Annotated in this window: 20 protein-coding genes; 19 read left to right on the top strand and 1 reads right to left on the bottom strand. The window is 63.8% G+C overall.

Features of this window, described 5'->3' with window-relative positions:
* The 14 genes from GO606_RS13695 to GO606_RS13630 are packed head-to-tail and all read left to right on the top strand — an operon-like array spanning position 1 to position 9,969.
* On the top strand, positions 1 to 429 hold the full coding sequence (locus GO606_RS13695) for a hypothetical protein (RefSeq protein ID WP_169119939.1): 429 nt from the start codon (positions 1 to 3) through the stop codon (positions 427 to 429).
* Positions 419 to 829, top strand: coding sequence for a hypothetical protein (locus GO606_RS13690; RefSeq protein ID WP_169119938.1), 411 nt, complete (start codon positions 419 to 421; stop codon positions 827 to 829). The genes GO606_RS13695 and GO606_RS13690 overlap by 11 nt, the downstream gene beginning before the upstream one ends.
* Positions 826 to 1,230, top strand: a complete 405-nt coding sequence (locus tag GO606_RS13685) for a hypothetical protein (RefSeq protein ID WP_169119937.1) — start codon at positions 826 to 828, stop codon at positions 1,228 to 1,230. Before GO606_RS13690 ends, GO606_RS13685 begins: the two co-directional genes overlap by 4 nt.
* Entirely contained in the window at positions 1,231 to 2,940 is a 1,710-nt protein-coding gene (locus GO606_RS13680; protein WP_169119936.1) for an autotransporter outer membrane beta-barrel domain-containing protein, read from the top strand.
* Between the two features lie 16 nt (positions 2,941 to 2,956).
* Entirely contained in the window at positions 2,957 to 3,280 is a 324-nt protein-coding gene (locus tag GO606_RS13675) for a hypothetical protein (RefSeq protein WP_169119935.1), read from the top strand.
* A 10-nt stretch (positions 3,281 to 3,290) separates the two neighbouring features.
* Positions 3,291 to 3,866 carry a terminase small subunit gene (locus tag GO606_RS13670; RefSeq protein ID WP_169119934.1) on the top strand — a complete coding sequence of 192 codons (576 nt, stop codon included), beginning with the start codon at positions 3,291 to 3,293 and terminating at the stop codon, positions 3,864 to 3,866.
* Positions 3,844 to 5,463 carry a hypothetical protein gene (locus GO606_RS13665; protein WP_169119933.1) on the top strand — a complete coding sequence of 540 codons (1,620 nt, stop codon included), beginning with the start codon at positions 3,844 to 3,846 and terminating at the stop codon, positions 5,461 to 5,463. Before GO606_RS13670 ends, GO606_RS13665 begins: the two co-directional genes overlap by 23 nt.
* The gene (locus GO606_RS13660; RefSeq protein ID WP_169119932.1) at positions 5,463 to 5,642 is read left to right on the top strand and encodes a hypothetical protein; all 180 of its coding nucleotides are present in this window, start codon (positions 5,463 to 5,465) and stop codon (positions 5,640 to 5,642) included. Before GO606_RS13665 ends, GO606_RS13660 begins: the two co-directional genes overlap by 1 nt.
* Positions 5,632 to 5,805: a hypothetical protein gene (locus GO606_RS13655; protein ID WP_169119931.1), complete on the top strand. Its 174-nt coding sequence runs from the start codon at positions 5,632 to 5,634 to the stop codon at positions 5,803 to 5,805. Before GO606_RS13660 ends, GO606_RS13655 begins: the two co-directional genes overlap by 11 nt.
* A complete protein-coding gene (locus GO606_RS13650; protein WP_169119930.1) occupies positions 5,802 to 6,164 on the top strand; it encodes a hypothetical protein in 363 nt (120 codons plus the stop codon). Before GO606_RS13655 ends, GO606_RS13650 begins: the two co-directional genes overlap by 4 nt.
* Position 6,165: 1 nt before the next feature.
* Entirely contained in the window at positions 6,166 to 8,292 is a 2,127-nt protein-coding gene (locus GO606_RS13645) for a portal protein (protein ID WP_169119929.1), read from the top strand.
* Positions 8,289 to 8,570 (top strand): hypothetical protein, encoded by a 282-nt coding sequence (locus GO606_RS13640; protein WP_169119928.1) that lies wholly within the window; start codon positions 8,289 to 8,291, stop codon positions 8,568 to 8,570. Before GO606_RS13645 ends, GO606_RS13640 begins: the two co-directional genes overlap by 4 nt.
* Before the next feature lie 60 nt (positions 8,571 to 8,630).
* Positions 8,631 to 9,614 (top strand): hypothetical protein, encoded by a 984-nt coding sequence (locus tag GO606_RS13635; RefSeq protein WP_169119927.1) that lies wholly within the window; start codon positions 8,631 to 8,633, stop codon positions 9,612 to 9,614.
* Positions 9,615 to 9,642: 28 nt separating this feature from the next.
* A complete protein-coding gene (locus tag GO606_RS13630) occupies positions 9,643 to 9,969 on the top strand; it encodes a hypothetical protein (protein WP_169119926.1) in 327 nt (108 codons plus the stop codon).
* On the opposite strand, the gene GO606_RS13625 is transcribed toward GO606_RS13630, so the two are convergent.
* Positions 9,966 to 10,652, bottom strand: a complete 687-nt coding sequence (locus GO606_RS13625; protein ID WP_211166787.1) for an HNH endonuclease — start codon at positions 10,650 to 10,652, stop codon at positions 9,966 to 9,968. The two genes, GO606_RS13630 and GO606_RS13625, sit on opposite strands and share 4 nt — an antisense overlap.
* 328 nt (positions 10,653 to 10,980) lie before the next feature.
* Between GO606_RS13625 and GO606_RS13620 the strand changes: the two genes are divergently transcribed.
* The 5 genes from GO606_RS13620 to GO606_RS13600 all read left to right on the top strand — a co-directional run bounded on the left by GO606_RS13620 (position 10,981) and on the right by GO606_RS13600 (position 14,091).
* Positions 10,981 to 11,640 (top strand): hypothetical protein, encoded by a 660-nt coding sequence (locus GO606_RS13620; RefSeq protein ID WP_169119925.1) that lies wholly within the window; start codon positions 10,981 to 10,983, stop codon positions 11,638 to 11,640.
* Positions 11,641 to 11,712: 72 nt separating this feature from the next.
* A complete protein-coding gene (locus GO606_RS13615; protein ID WP_169119924.1) occupies positions 11,713 to 12,075 on the top strand; it encodes a hypothetical protein in 363 nt (120 codons plus the stop codon).
* Between the two features lie 18 nt (positions 12,076 to 12,093).
* A complete protein-coding gene (locus GO606_RS13610) occupies positions 12,094 to 12,291 on the top strand; it encodes a hypothetical protein (protein WP_169119923.1) in 198 nt (65 codons plus the stop codon).
* Between the two features lie 30 nt (positions 12,292 to 12,321).
* Positions 12,322 to 12,537: a hypothetical protein gene (locus GO606_RS13605; RefSeq protein ID WP_169119922.1), complete on the top strand. Its 216-nt coding sequence runs from the start codon at positions 12,322 to 12,324 to the stop codon at positions 12,535 to 12,537.
* 3 nt (positions 12,538 to 12,540) lie between these two features.
* Complete coding sequence (locus tag GO606_RS13600; protein WP_169119921.1) at positions 12,541 to 14,091, top strand: methyltransferase domain-containing protein; 1,551 nt, start codon at positions 12,541 to 12,543, stop codon at positions 14,089 to 14,091.
* Positions 14,092 to 14,096 lie beyond the last annotated feature (5 nt).

The following is a 14,096-nucleotide window of genomic DNA, read 5'->3' as shown; positions in this document are numbered from 1 at the left end:
GTGATCCAGCTCGCGCTCTACCGCCCGCATAAATGGTGGGATGCCGGTGGCCGTCTGGTCTGCTGGTGGACGAAGTCACCGTATTCCCACTGCGAACTCGTCGTTGAAGGTGAGTGCTATTCGTCGAGCATCCGTGACGGTGGCGTGCGCGCCAAGCGCATCGATCTCAGGCAACGGCACTGGGTCGTCATCGACTTGCCGTGGGCCGATACGCTGCGCATCAAGCTGCACATGGCCGAGACCGACGGCGCGCGCTACGGCTGGCTGGACCTGCTGACGACGCAGCTTTTCAATTCGCATCGCGAGGACAGCGACAAGTGGTTCTGCTCCGAGTGGTGCGCAACCGCGCTGGGCATCCCGCGCGCCGAACTCTATTCACCGGGCCTGCTGGCCGAGTACTGCCAGGAGCGCAACAGACATGGTCATTGATGACATCCGCGCAGCAATTGCTGCCGACTCCGCGCTCCGGGCGCTGATCCCCGACACGCAGGCGATCGCTGCGGCGCTGTCGGTCGGGCGCACCCGGCCCAACGGGCGCGAGATCGGCAACGGCACCGTGCTCGAGACGGTCGGCCTCGTCAGCGGCAATCGCCTGCTGGACGTGATTGACACCGAGCCCTCCTACCGCCACGTCAAGCCGCTGCTGGAGCAGGGGCGCCTCGTCGCCTCGTCGCCGGTAGTGGTCGCGGCGCTGCAGTCGATGGTGCCACTGGTGCTGTCGCAGGCCGAGGCCAACGCGCTGATTGCGCTCGGGCGCGACCCCGACCCGGTCGCCGAGATCGACGTGCGCCGCGCCCTTTGGAATGACGATGGAAGCCTTGCCCTATGACCACGACAACCCTGACCAAGAACGCCCGCACGCTCATCGCCGCTGGCACGAGCAACACTGCGGGAGCGACGACCCGCGGCACACTGGATCTGCGCACCGCACAGGGCGGCGTGCTGACGATCAAGCTCACCAACGGCGCGACCGGCCCAACAGCGCAGTGTGAGGGCCGCGTGCTCGTCGCGCATACCAGCGGCGCGACGCCGGCTGCCGCTAGCGCGGGGGCGGACTGGAAAACTGTATGGCGCTTTGGCGGCGGCGTGACGAGCAACGCGATTACCGAGCAGAGCTTCCCGGTCGATGCTGGCGTGATGCACCTCGAAGTCGAATTCGCCGGCAATACCGGCCAGGCTGTGTTGTGCGAGGCAATCCTGTCCGAGATCACGTCCGTCGCGAGCGTGTAAATGGCTGCGCTGATTCTGCCGCGCCGCTTCACGGCCCAACCGCAGGGCGCGGTCGAGATTGATCCGAATAATCGATTCGGCGTCACTGCAATCGCATTGGGCGGCGGATTCGCTTGTACGGTCAATGGCCCTGTAGTTGCAACAGTTTCAGACGGCGTTACCAAAAGCCTGCTTAGTACAGGACCGGCGTACCGTTTTCCTGGAACCAACACGCAAGCTACGTTCGGATCAGAAGGCGCTTGGAAGCCCCCGGCGCCATTCACCGTAATGATGGCGGCAACACCGTCGTCTGACTCGGTAACTGCGGGGTTCGCCACTTCAGACGATGGCGCGGCAACTTATGCCGGGTGGAGCCTCTTGAGTACCGGGGGCGCGTCTTCGTTCAAGCTGACTTTGCGGCTCGGTAACAATGGCGGGGGCGGGGCTTCGAATCGTTCCGATTTTATCCACTCCACCCGCATCACGCTCGATAGGCACGTATTCGGCGTAGTCGTCCGCGCCGTCGATGCCGCGGACGTGATTCTCGACGCCGTTATTCAAACGCCGGTTCGTTCGGGCACGGCATCATCAGTAGTATATACATCGGCAGAGGCGGGGTTCGGTAATCGCGCAACTGGTATTACGTGCGCCGGCGATTATGAGTTCCTCCTCGTCGCCAATCGCGCGCTGACAGTTACTGAGTGGGAGAGCCTCGCCGATAATCCGTGGCAAGTGCTTTGCACCACGCCACGCCGGCTGTATTTCGATGTCGGTGTGAGCGGAGGGGGCGCGCTAATTGGCGCGCTCGCCACAACCGAAACCGGCAGCGACGTAGCGAGCCTGTTCGGTGCGGCGCGTGTTGCTGGCACCCTCTTGGCGCAGGAATCCGGTAGTGACACGGCGGCGCTGACTGGCAGCGCTACGAGCGCCATCACGGGTACGCTCGCGGCGATAGAATCCGGCGCAGATGCCGCGGCAGTAACGGCTGTCGTCGGGGTTGTGGGTGCGCTGTCCGCAGCGGAAACAGGCGCGGATGTCACTGCGGTGTCTGGCGCTGCGCTTGTGCAGGGCGCACTATCAGCGGCCGAGAGCGGTGCTGACGCGTCGAGCATGACCGGCGATGTCCTTGTCGCAGGCGCCTTGGGCGCGAGCGAGACCGGATCAGATACCGCGGGGTTCGCCAGCAGCACCATTGCGACTGGCACACTGGCCGCTGTCGAGAGCGGCGCCGATAGCGCAGCACTGGCTGGCGTGGTGGCCGTGCAAGGCGCGCTGTCCGCAGCAGAGAGTGGCGCGGATGCCACCACGATCGCCGCTGCCGCGCGCATCCAGGGCGCACTCGCGGCGCTCGAAGCCGGGAGCGACACCGCTGCCTTCGCGGGCGACGCAACGCCCGAGTCCATCGGCACGCTGGCCGCAGCAGAAGCCGGCACGGACAGCGCGAGCGTAACCGGTGTGGTCCTCGTGCGCGGCTCGGCGGCAATCACCGAAACGGATGCCGACACTGCCATCGTGGTTGGCAAGGTGTTCATCAGCGGGACACTCGCGGCGAGCGAAGCGGGGCAGGACACGGCAGCGATCAACGGTCTGCTGGTCGCGCCGACCATCTCGCAACTGACCGCGACATTGACCGTTCGTGCCGCATTGGACGCACGACTGAGCAGCACGACGGCGCTGAATGGACGCGCAAGCGCCAAGACCGCCATCAACGCACGACCGCGACTGCGCTAGCACTGAGGACAGACACATGGACGTGCAAACGCTCTACTACGGCAATGACATGCTGCTGGAAGTCGCCGGCCTGCAGGATCAGGCGACCGGGGCATATCTCAACGACGCGACGGTGACGGTGACGCTCAAGACGGACGCCGGGGTGAGCGTGACCGGCGAGACCTGGCCGCTCGCGCTAACGTATGTCACCGACAGCAACGGCGTCTATCGTGCGACGCTCAAGGACACGCTGAGTCTGACCGCCAACGCGCGCTATGTCGCCACCGTGAGCGCGGATGGCGGCTCGGGCAAGCAGGCGCGGTGGGATCTGGATTTCGTGTGTCGGGTGCGGAGAGAGTGAGGCAAGACGTATGGCGCTGAACGACAAGCAGCGCCGTTTCGTGGCAGAGTACCTGATCGATCTCAATGCCACGCAAGCGGCGATCAGGGCAGGGTATAGCGAGAGAACCGCCGGCTCACAGGGCTTCGATCTCCTGAAAAAACCAGAAATTCAAGCCTGGGTCACAGAAGAGATGAAGGCGCGCGAACAGCGCACCGAGATCACGCAGGATCGAGTGCTCGCGGAACTGGCGAAGATCGGCTTCGCGGACATCCGCAGGGCGGTGAAGTGGGGCGACGGAATCGCAGTCACCGATCCCGAGTCGGGCGCAGTTGAGATTTCAAACGGCGTGGCGCTGATCGGTAGCAAAGAGATCGACGACGCCACGGCCGCATCAATCTCCGAGGTGAGCCAGACCGCGCAGGGCATCAAGATCAAGATGCACGACAAGCGCGCGGCGCTCGTGGATATCGGGCGGCATCTCGGCATGTTCACCGACAAGGTGGAGCACACCGGCAAGGACGGCGGGCCGATCGAGACTGCCGACGTGACGACCGACTACAAGGCGCTCCGAGCACAGATCGATGCCAAGCGTCAGCCTGAGTGACTACGAGCGACTGCAATCGGCGCAGTGGGGCACGGATGGCAGCGCAGTTGTCGATGAGTGGGAGCGGTTCGAGGCGAAGTACGGACGCGCAGAACTGGGCAGGGCGGATCGATTCTTCCTGTTGTGCGTGCTGCTGCACCGGCCCGATGCGTGGCATCCGTGGCTGTATGCGCGCTGCCGCGAGGTGGAGGCTGAGCCGGATGGATGCCTGGATCTATGGGCACGCGAGCACTACAAGAGCACGATTATCACGTTCGCCGGGATCGTGCAGGAGATCATCCGCGACCCCGAGATCACCATCGGGATTTTCAGCCACACCAAGAGCGTGGCGCGCGCGTTCCTCGACCAGCTCAAACGCGAGTTCGAGGGCAATGACGAACTGAGGCGCACCTATCCTGGCGTGTTCTGGGCCGAGCCGACCCGCGAAGCCCCGAGATGGTCGGTCGATGGCGGGCTGATCCTCAAGCGCAAGAGCAACCCCAAGGAATGCACCATCGAGGCGCATGGCCTCGTGGATGGGCAGCCGACCGGTCGGCACTTTGGGCTGCTGGTGTACGACGACGTGGTGACGCTGGAATCCATCGGCACCCCGGAGCAGGTGCAGAAGACGACGGACGCATGGGCGCTGTCGGACAACCTTGGGGCGCGCGACGAGCGCGGCATGCTGCGCAAGTGGCACATCGGCACGCGCTACAGCTTTGCCGACACGTACCAGTACATCCTCGACAAGCAGATCCTGACGCCGCGGATTCACGCCGCGACGGACAACGGCAAGATTGACGGCAACCCGATCTTTCTGAGCCGGGATGCATGGGCGGCAAAGGTCAAGACGCAGCCGAGCGGGATTCTCGCGGCACAGATGCTGCAGAACCCGGCAGCCGGCCAGCAGGCGCTGTTCTCGAAGGACTGGCTGAAGTTCTCGGACATCAGGCCCGCGACGCTGAACGTGTACATCCTGGTCGATCCGGCCAGTTCAAAGAAGAAGGGCAGCGACCGCACGGCAATGGCGGTGATCGGCATCGATGCCGGCTGGAACCTGTGGCTGCTGGACGGTTTTCACCATCGCATGAGCCTGACCGAGCGCTGGCAGGCGCTGAAAGGACTGCGCAAGGTGTGGCAGGCGATGCCCGGCGTGCAGCGTGTCGAAGTGGGCTATGAGCGGTATGGGGTTCGCTCTGACCTCGAATATTTCGAGGAGCAGATGCAGAAGGACCGCGACGGCTTCGAGATCCGCGAACTCAACTGGCCGAAGGACGACACGCGGGCCAAGTTCGACCGCATCCAGCGACTCGAGCCGGATTTCAGGGCCGGGAAAGTTTTCCTCGCTGCGGTGACGCCGAGCGAGACCGCCGCACAGAAGCGCGTGAGGGATGAGGGGCAGGCGTTCCGCATTTTCACGCCGACCAAGCGCCGGGACGAGAACGGCGCGCTGTACGCGCTGAACAAGGGGCTCTTGGACGAATACCTCGTGTATCCGTTCAGCAGCCATGACGACTTTCTGGATGCGGTATCGAGGATCTACGACATCGAGGCGGTCGCCCCGGTCATCGTTGATGAACGGACGCTGGAGCCGGAGACTTTCGAGGATGGTATCTGATGCCAATTGACCCGAACGCCCCGCAAGACCCGAAGACCCGCGTTCGGACCTCCGAGCGGCTGTGGTCGCAGGAAGTCGGCGCTGCCGAGGCGCAAGCCCCGCTGCCGCCGAAAGACCCGGGCTACGAGTTCAGCAACGGGCGGAAATTCAACGACGGCGACGGCCCGTATGCGGCCTGAGCTGGAACAGGCGCTGGTGCGCGGCACGCCGGACTACGAGCTGCTGCCGAAGGCCATCCAGCAGTACTACACCCCGGCTGAATACCTCGCGATTGGCGATGCGCGCCGTGCGCGACTGCTGCGCGAAGAGACGGAGCCGGAGCTATTCGAGGATGGCGCATGAACATCATGGACAACCTGGCGACCGACGCGCCGACGCTCAGCGCCAACGATTACGTCACGGCGAAGCACATGGCCGACACCCTGCACCGGCACTACCCCGGCCATCTGTGGGCGGTGACGTGCGACGGCGACACGGGTATCGCGACGATCCGCAACCTGATGCTGTCGGGCGATTGGGGCTTCATCCTCAAGCTGCCGCTGATCTACTCGGCTTCCGAGTGGGACAAGCGCGTGCTGCGGGCCGGCGGCGAGGTGCTCGAACGCTACCGCATCGCCCGCGCCGGTGCCGCGCGCACGATGGATCAGATGCTGTCGGCACCGAAGGATTTCTCGGGCCGCATCCTCAAGGACCTGGACTGACATGGACATGACCGACAACGGCACTCAGGCGGTTGCGCCCGCGCCGGTCGATTGGCTGGGGCTCGCGCGCAACGCCTACGACATGAGCACGACCTGGTTCGATGCATCGGTGCGGCGCGACATCGAGCAGGACATCCGCCAGTTCCAGTCGCGGCACCCGATGGGCTCGAAGTACAGCTCGGACGCCTACGCCGCGCGCTCGCGTCTGTTCCGCCCGAAGACGCGCTCAGCCATCCGCAAGAATGAAGCCGTGGCCGCCGAGGCGTTCTTCAGCACGCAGGACGTGGTGAGCATCGCCGCGCATGACGAGTCTGACCCGGTGCAGCGTGCCGCGGCCGAGCTGATGCAGCAGATGCTGCAGTGGCGCCTGACGAAGACCATTCCGTGGTTCCTCACGGTGTGCGGCGCGTATCAGGACGCGCAGGCGGTGGGCGTCGTGGCCTCGCATCAGCATTGGGAGTTCGACCCGCGCCGGGGGACAGACAAGCCGGTCATCGATCTGGTGCCGGTGGAGAACCTGCGCATCGACCCGGCCGCGAAGTGGGACGACCCGATTGGGTCGAGCCCCTACGTCATCCATCTGCTGCCGATGTACGTCAAGGATGTGCGCGCGCGCATGTCGCAGGCCGATGCCAAGACCGGTCAGGCCTGGCGGCAGGTGTCGGACGCGGAGATCCTGAGCGCGACCAAGGGCTACGGCGACTCGACGCGCATCACGCGCGAAGGGGGTCGGCAGGATTCCAAGGACCAAGCGAGCACCATCAACGACTTCACCATCGTGTGGGTTCATCGCAACATCGTCGAGATGGACGGACAGGACTGGCTGTACTACACGCTCGGCACGACGCAGGTGCTGTCCGACCCGGTGCCGCTCGATTCCGTCTATCACCACGGCCTGCGCCCGTATGTGATGGGCTGCGCGGTGCTGGAGACGCACAAGACCTACCCGTCGAGCCTGCCGCGGCTGTCGCGCGACACGCAAAGCGAGATCAACGATCTGGCGAACCTGCGCATCGACAACATCCGCTTCGTGCTCAACAAGCGCTACTTCGTCAAGCGCAACAAGCAGGTCGATCTGAGGAGCCTCACGCGCAACACGCCGGGCAGCGCCACGCTGATGGACGACCCGGAATCGGATGTGAAGGCGGTCGATTTCCACGATGTGACCAGCTCCGCGTATCAGGAGCAGGACCGCCTGAACCTCGACTTCGACGACGTGACCGGCTCGTTCAGCCAGAGCACGGTGCAGAGCAATCGCCGCCTGAACGAGACGGTGGGCGGGCTGAACCTGCTCACCAGCAACGCCAACCAGGTGAGCGGCTACCAGTTGCGCACCTTCGTCGAGACATGGGTCGAGCCCGTACTGCGCCAACTGATTGCGCTCGAGAAGGCCTACGAGACCGACGAGAATATCCTCACCCTCGCCGGCAAGCGCGCGAAGATCGACGAGACCTACGGCCTGCAGAACATCGCCGAAGTGTTCGACCTGCTGCTCGACCAGGACATGCTCTTGACGGTCAATGTCGGCATGGGCGCGACCAACCCGCACGACCAGGTGAAGAACTTCATGGCCGGTATCGAGAGCCTGCGCGCGGTGCTCGCCGACGGCGTGATGGAACGCTACGGGCTCAAGGTCGATGAGGTGATCCGCGAGATCTTCGGCAAGCTCGGCTACAAGGACGGCGGGCGCTTCTTCGACATGGAAAACGAAGACCCGCGCGTCACGGCCCTGAAGAACACGGTCAGCGAACTGCAGCAGACGCTCGCGCAGAAGCAAGACCCGGCGCTCGTCGCCAAGCAGATCGAAAAGCTCGACGCCGAGATCGAGAAGATCAAGGCCACGTCGGTCGAGACCGGCACCAAGTCGTTCTTCAGCGCGATGCAGGCCGGGCAAGTCGTCGCCTCGATGCCGCAAGTCGCGCCGGTGGCCGACGAGATCCTCAAGGGGGCCGGATACCAGCCGATTCCGGGCGGCGTCGATCCCAATATCGTCGCACCGCCTGCGCCGATGCTGCCCGAAGAGACCATGCTGACCGGCGCGCCGGGCGACACCTCGCCGAACACGCCGATGAGCCCGGAATCCGGCGCGCTGGACGGCATCGAGACGATGGAGGCCGATAGCGTATGAGTAGCGAACGCGAACTGCTGCAGCGCGTGGCGATGGGCATGGAGGCGGAAGCATTCCTCGGCTCGAACATCGGTCGTTACCTCGTCGAACGGGCCGAAACGGAGCGCGACGACGCGGTGGGCGACCTGAAGGCGGTCAGCCCGGACGACCCGAAGGCGATCCGCGACCTGCAAAACCGCATCTGGCGCGCGGAATCGGTGCAGTTCTGGCTTGCCGACCTCATCAACGACGGCAACAACGCCATGCACGAACTGCAGGCGCGAGAAGCGACCGACTGAACCCTGTAGCACCCCGAACGGCCCGCCACTGTGCGGGCTTTGTCATTTCTGGAGCCCCACATGACCGACGCCATCCCGCAGGACGCGCCGCAAGAAACCATTGCCGCGCAACCCGACAACCAGATCGCAGCGCAGCAAGAGCCGCAACCCGAAGAACGCCAACTGTCGCCGCGCGAACAGGCGATGGAAGCCCTTGCCGCGAGCCGACGCGAGCAGATCAGCGAGGAAACCGGCATTGCGCCCGAGCCGACGCCGGACCCCGCGCCGCAAGACCTGCCCCAAGTCGTTGACCAGATCGCCGCGCAGACCGCGCCCGATGTCATCGCGGGCGACTTCGACAAGGTGCGCGTGCGCGCCAAAATCGACGGCGAGGAGGTGGAAGTCCCGCTCGATCAGGTGCTGCGCCAGTACCAGAAGCACAGCACGGCAGACCGTCGCCTGGCGGAAGCCACGCGCCTGCTGCGTGAAGCCGAAGCGCGCGCCACCGCCGCGCCGACGCCCCAAGAGCCGCCTGCACCGCAAGCGCAGGCCCCCAACACCAAGGAATTTCTCGACGCGCTGTTCCAGGGCGACGAGACGACCGCCGCGCAGGCATTCGAGCAGATCATCCAGGGACGGCAGCAACACACGCCCATTCCTGATGCAACGGTGATTGCGCAGCAGGTCAGGCAGCAGATCGAAGTCGAGAGTGCATTGAGCAGCTTCGCCACGGACTTCGCCGATGTGGTGGCTGACCCATACCTCGCCAACATGGCCGACCGCGAACTGGAGACTCGTCTTCAGCAAGGGGAGGCTTTCACCGATGCGTTACGCGCGTCCGGTGAGACGGTGCGAGGCTGGCTGCAGTCCAAGACCGGCGCAGTCCAGGCGACGCCTGCCTCGACCACCCGAAACGAGAGGCTGGACCGCAAAGCGGACCTCGATACGGTCCGCGTCGCAAATGTGACGGCCGTTTCCCCGACGCAACAACCCCGTTCCGAAGAGCAGATCCGAGCCGATGCGCTCGCCGCTCTCATCAAGGCGCGTCCGGGAATGGCCGGCTGAACCCCTTTCCGATTAGGAGAAAACGATCATGGCAGGACAACTCTGGGTCACCAACTCGCTGGGTGGCTACATGTACAGCGACAATCTGTCGCAAGTGCTTCGCCACGCGGTGCAGCCGCTGGTGAAGTTCCGTCAGTTCGCTGACATCAAGGACGCCGCGGTGCAGGGCAAGGGCAAGGGGGACGTTTTTCACTGGAACGTCTATTCCGACATCGCCACGCAGGGCACGACCCTCGTGGAGACCACGACCATGCCGGAGTCGAACTTCACCATCACGCAAGGGACGATGACGATTACGGAATACGGTAAACAAGCCGCCAATGACGCCGCTTTCGCGGTTCGCATGGCTGCCTAACTGCCGCGTCGCTTAACGGCTTTCGAGCCGTAGTTGTGGGTTTTGTAGTGGCATGAGCGGCACAGCGTAATCAAGTTGTCAGGATCAAGAGCAAGAGACGGATCTTCGCAAAGCGCGATGATGTGATGGACTTCCAGCTGAATTCGGGAGCCTCGTCCTTGGCGGTTCTTGTCGCCGCACTCTTGGCAGGTGTAGTTGTCCCGGACCAGAGTTTCACGGCGTAGGCGCTGCCATTCAGCGGTATCAACAGTACCGCGATGACCGCCTTTCCAGTTGCCGTGGCCCGCTCCGCTTGCAATACCGTTCGGGTACTGCTCGCGCGACAAGCCTGTGTTCCAAGCAACCTGACCGCGTTTGTGCTCAAGCCACTTTTTACGAACTTCGATGTTTGAGCGTAGTAGCTCATTGACGTGTGACCAGTCGTTGTGGGGCGCATGCCCAGGCTGGAACCCCATCCGTTCAATAGATGGATGGTCGGCCTTCTTCATCCCCTTGTTCCACGGTTCGGCTCGTCCGGTCTGCGATTTTCTGCAGTTCGGATGATGGCCGCGCTTGTACTCAGGAACACGGAGCCCGCCACCTTCCGCTTTGCTGCGGTAGGTCGGGAAGGCCGAGAAGGTTTCGCCGCATCCGCAGGCGCACGTTACGACGACACGTTCTCGTTGAAGTTTGCTCGTACCCATGACTATTCCTTTTTACCGGCGCAGCGCAATTATACGCCGGTAAAGTGGAAGCGAATGAAAACTGGGTGAACTGCTGGAAACCCCTTAGAGCCTGATGACCACAGCGAAGCTGGTAACGGCAAGCGCGACGGTTCGAAAACGATCAGGATTGGGCAATCAGCAGCCAAGCCGTCGAGGAATCGGCGGAAGGTTCAACGACTAGGCGAAGTAGTCCAGACCGGACAAAACGCCCACGAGTGCCCGGCCCGAAAGGGAAGATATAGTCTGAGCCTGCGGGAAACCGCAGGAAGCGCGGATAAAGAGCCGCGCGATAACACGACTGAATTCCGTGCCCTACACCGGCAAGCTGGACGACCTGTCCGAGCACCCGGTGAAGGAAGTCATCAACAAGGTGCTGAAGAACGACGCCAAGAAGGCGTTCGATGTCGCGGCGCATGCGCAATTCAACGCGACCCCGCTGCGTGTCGTTCCGACCGCCGGCACCGCGACCGACGCCGTGACGCTGACCACCAACGGCACCGCCACCGCGACCAACAACGTCGCGCTCGGCAAGGAGCACGTCAAGGCCATCGTCGACCTGATGAAGGAACGGAACATTCCGGCCTATGTCGGTGACGACTACATGGCACTGGCGCACCCCTCGACCTTCCGTCCGTTCAAGAACGAACTGGAAGCGGTGCACCAGTACGTCGATCAGGGCTTCCAGATGATCCTGAACGGCGAGATCGGTCGCTACGAAAGCACCCGCTTCGCCGAGCAGACCAACATCGCCAAGGCGGGTTTCACCAACGCGCAGTCGAACTGGGCGTTCTTCTTCGGCGCGGATACCGTGGCCGAGGGCGTCGCCGTGCCGGAAGAGATCCGCGGCAAGATCCCGACCGACTATGGCCGCTCGCGTGGCATCGCCTGGTACTTCCTGGGCGGTTACGGACTGGTCCACACCCAAGCTGCTCAGGGCAGGGTAATCAAGTGGGATAGTGCCGCGTAAACGTTTTCCGCCGCAATCAGGGCGTCATCGGGTAACCGCTGGCGCCCTTTTCTTTTCCAGGAGCACAGAGACATGGCATACGACGATCCCGATTACAGCATTCGCCGCGAGTCGGCCCACATCACCACTGCCGGCGCGACCACCGAGGGCGCGAAGTTCCGCCTGTTCCAAGCCGCGCGGCTCAAGAAGGTGCATGCCGCAGTGATCACCGCCGGCACCGCGACCACGCACGGCTATGACGTGTATCACGGCACGACCTCCATCGGCACCATCGCGCTGAGCACTTCGGCGGCAGGCGTGACCGCCAGTTCCGCGCTACTGGATCGCGCGATTGGCTCGATGACGCAGATGTCCGTCAAGTCGCTGGCCGACGCGACCGGCGTGGCGCACATCATCTACGAGTACGAAATCACCCCCGACGCCGTGCAGTCGTAACCACTGGAGCATAGGACCATGAGCGAATCGAACTACCGCCCGAGCGGCGAGCTGCAGGGCGACACCAAGGCAATGCCGAACCGCGGCACCAAGACCGGCCTGAACGGCGACACCTACGGCGCCGATCTGTCCGGCGATGCGACGAACCGCATCGGCAGCATCAAGGGCGGAGCCAAGAGCGACCCCGCCGACTGCGTGATGCCGAAGAAGCCCTGATTCACCCCTCCATCTTCCGACGAGGAATCCATGAGAACCCTGGACCGCACCCGCCCCTATGGCGAAGTGTTCGGCGCGGGCCCGGCGCGCTTTGAACAGGATCACGTCCTGTTCGATGCGCAGGGCCACGCCTTGACCGAGCCTGCCGAGCCCGCCGAGCCCGAGAAGAAGCGCGCGCGCAAGCCTGCCGAGCCCGTCGAGCCGACCGCCACCGATGCGCAGCTCGACGCGCAACTGCAGGGCTGACGCATGGTTTGGAAAATCACCGATCCGCAGGGCGACGAAGCCTCGAAAGTGAAATACCTCGTCGTGCCCTATACCCGCGGCGTCGGCCTCGATCTGGGCTGTGGTCCGCGTAAGGCGTTCCCGCACTTCATCGGCGTCGATTCGTGCAAGGACACCGAACTCTTCGGCGTGCCGATCCGCCCCGATGTGAAGGTCGCAACGTGCGAGCGGCTGGACGAGTTCGAGCCGGCCTCGTGCGACTTCGTGTTCTCCTCGCATCTGCTCGAGCACATCGAGGACTACCGCGCGGCGCTGGCCGAGTGGTGGCAGGTCATCAAGGTGGGCGGGCATCTGGTGCTGTACCTGCCGCACCGCGACCTGTATCCGAACGTCGGCACCTATGGCGCAAATCCGGACCACAAGCACGACTTCGAACCGGTCGACATTTGCAGCGCGATGGGCGACGTGAGTGCGGCAGCCGGAACAGGCTGGGACTTGCTCGTGAATGAGGTGCGCGGCGCTGGCCGCGAGTATTCATTCCTGCAGGTCTATCGCAAGGCCGAAGCGCATCCCGGGGTTGATCGCTTCCGCCACCTGTGGATGAAACCAAAACCTGAGAAGACGGCTTGTGTTTGCCGCTTCGGAGGCTTTGGGGATATGATTATGGCATCGAACGTGCTGCCGGCCCTGAAGCGCGAGGGCTTCCACGTCACGCTGATGACCACGCCGAAGGGGCAGGACATCCTGCAGCACGATCCGCACGTCGATGCGTGGTTCATCCAGGACGACAACCAGGTGCCGAACCACGAACTCGCGATGTTCTGGCAGGCGCAGGCGACGCGCTTCGACCGCTTCATCAACCTGAGCGAGTCGGTCGAAGGCACGCTGCTGCCGATCCCGGGCCGGGCGAACTTCTTCTGGCCGGACCACATCCGCCGCCGGGAGCTCAACAAGAACTATCTCGAATGGACATCTGACCTCGCGGGCGTGCCGTATGCGTCGGAGTCGAAGTTCTACCCGTCGCCCGCCGAGGAAACCCGCGCGCGCAATCGGCTGGTGCCTGGCGCGTTCAACGTCGTCTTTGCGCTCGCCGGGTCGAGCATCCACAAGTTCTGGCCGCACATGGACAGCCTGATTGCACGCTGCATGCTGGAACTGCCGGACGTGCATTTCCATCTCGTCGGCGATCACGCCTGCAAGATCCTCGAGGCCGGATGGGAGTTGGAACCGCGCGTGCATTGCCTGTCCGGCGAACTGTCGATCCGCGACACGCTGACGCTCGCCAAGTTCGCCGACTGCGTGCTCGGGCCGGAGACTGGCGTCTTGAATGCGGTGGCGTTCGAGGCACTGCCGAAGATCATCCTGCTGTCGCATTCGTCGATCGAGAACCTGACGAAGCACTGGATCAACACGGCGACGCTCACGCCGACCTTTGCGGATGACGTGAAGTGCTGGCCGTGCCATCGGCTCCATTACTCCAGCGAACACTGCCTGCAGAACCCGGAAACCGGCGCGGCACTGTGTCAGCAGGCCATCGGGCCGGAACGCGCGTTCGAGCCGCTACGGAGGGCCTAGAGCGG

It is taken from the genome of Aromatoleum anaerobium (genome assembly GCF_012910705.2).
Classification (GTDB): Bacteria; Pseudomonadota; Gammaproteobacteria; order Burkholderiales; family Rhodocyclaceae; genus Aromatoleum; species Aromatoleum anaerobium.
Note: the sequence above shows the minus strand (reverse complement) of the source record. Positions and strands in the feature narration are given on the sequence as shown.

Coding starts and splice junctions, on each gene's coding strand:
- GO606_RS13625 (WP_211166787.1), bottom strand. CDS start 10,652: ATGGGTACGAGCAAACTTCAACGAGAACGTGTCGTCGTAACGTGCGCC.
- GO606_RS13605 (WP_169119922.1), top strand. CDS start 12,322: ATGAGAACCCTGGACCGCACCCGCCCCTATGGCGAAGTGTTCGGCGCG.
- GO606_RS13635 (WP_169119927.1), top strand. CDS start 8,631: ATGACCGACGCCATCCCGCAGGACGCGCCGCAAGAAACCATTGCCGCG.
- GO606_RS13655 (WP_169119931.1), top strand. CDS start 5,632: ATGCGGCCTGAGCTGGAACAGGCGCTGGTGCGCGGCACGCCGGACTAC.
- GO606_RS13665 (WP_169119933.1), top strand. CDS start 3,844: ATGCCAAGCGTCAGCCTGAGTGACTACGAGCGACTGCAATCGGCGCAG.
- GO606_RS13645 (WP_169119929.1), top strand. CDS start 6,166: ATGGACATGACCGACAACGGCACTCAGGCGGTTGCGCCCGCGCCGGTC.
- GO606_RS13660 (WP_169119932.1), top strand. CDS start 5,463: ATGCCAATTGACCCGAACGCCCCGCAAGACCCGAAGACCCGCGTTCGG.
- GO606_RS13630 (WP_169119926.1), top strand. CDS start 9,643: ATGGCAGGACAACTCTGGGTCACCAACTCGCTGGGTGGCTACATGTAC.
- GO606_RS13640 (WP_169119928.1), top strand. CDS start 8,289: ATGAGTAGCGAACGCGAACTGCTGCAGCGCGTGGCGATGGGCATGGAG.
- GO606_RS13670 (WP_169119934.1), top strand. CDS start 3,291: ATGGCGCTGAACGACAAGCAGCGCCGTTTCGTGGCAGAGTACCTGATC.
- GO606_RS13680 (WP_169119936.1), top strand. CDS start 1,231: ATGGCTGCGCTGATTCTGCCGCGCCGCTTCACGGCCCAACCGCAGGGC.
- GO606_RS13610 (WP_169119923.1), top strand. CDS start 12,094: ATGAGCGAATCGAACTACCGCCCGAGCGGCGAGCTGCAGGGCGACACC.
- GO606_RS13650 (WP_169119930.1), top strand. CDS start 5,802: ATGAACATCATGGACAACCTGGCGACCGACGCGCCGACGCTCAGCGCC.
- GO606_RS13615 (WP_169119924.1), top strand. CDS start 11,713: ATGGCATACGACGATCCCGATTACAGCATTCGCCGCGAGTCGGCCCAC.
- GO606_RS13600 (WP_169119921.1), top strand. CDS start 12,541: ATGGTTTGGAAAATCACCGATCCGCAGGGCGACGAAGCCTCGAAAGTG.
- GO606_RS13685 (WP_169119937.1), top strand. CDS start 826: ATGACCACGACAACCCTGACCAAGAACGCCCGCACGCTCATCGCCGCT.
- GO606_RS13690 (WP_169119938.1), top strand. CDS start 419: ATGGTCATTGATGACATCCGCGCAGCAATTGCTGCCGACTCCGCGCTC.
- GO606_RS13675 (WP_169119935.1), top strand. CDS start 2,957: ATGGACGTGCAAACGCTCTACTACGGCAATGACATGCTGCTGGAAGTC.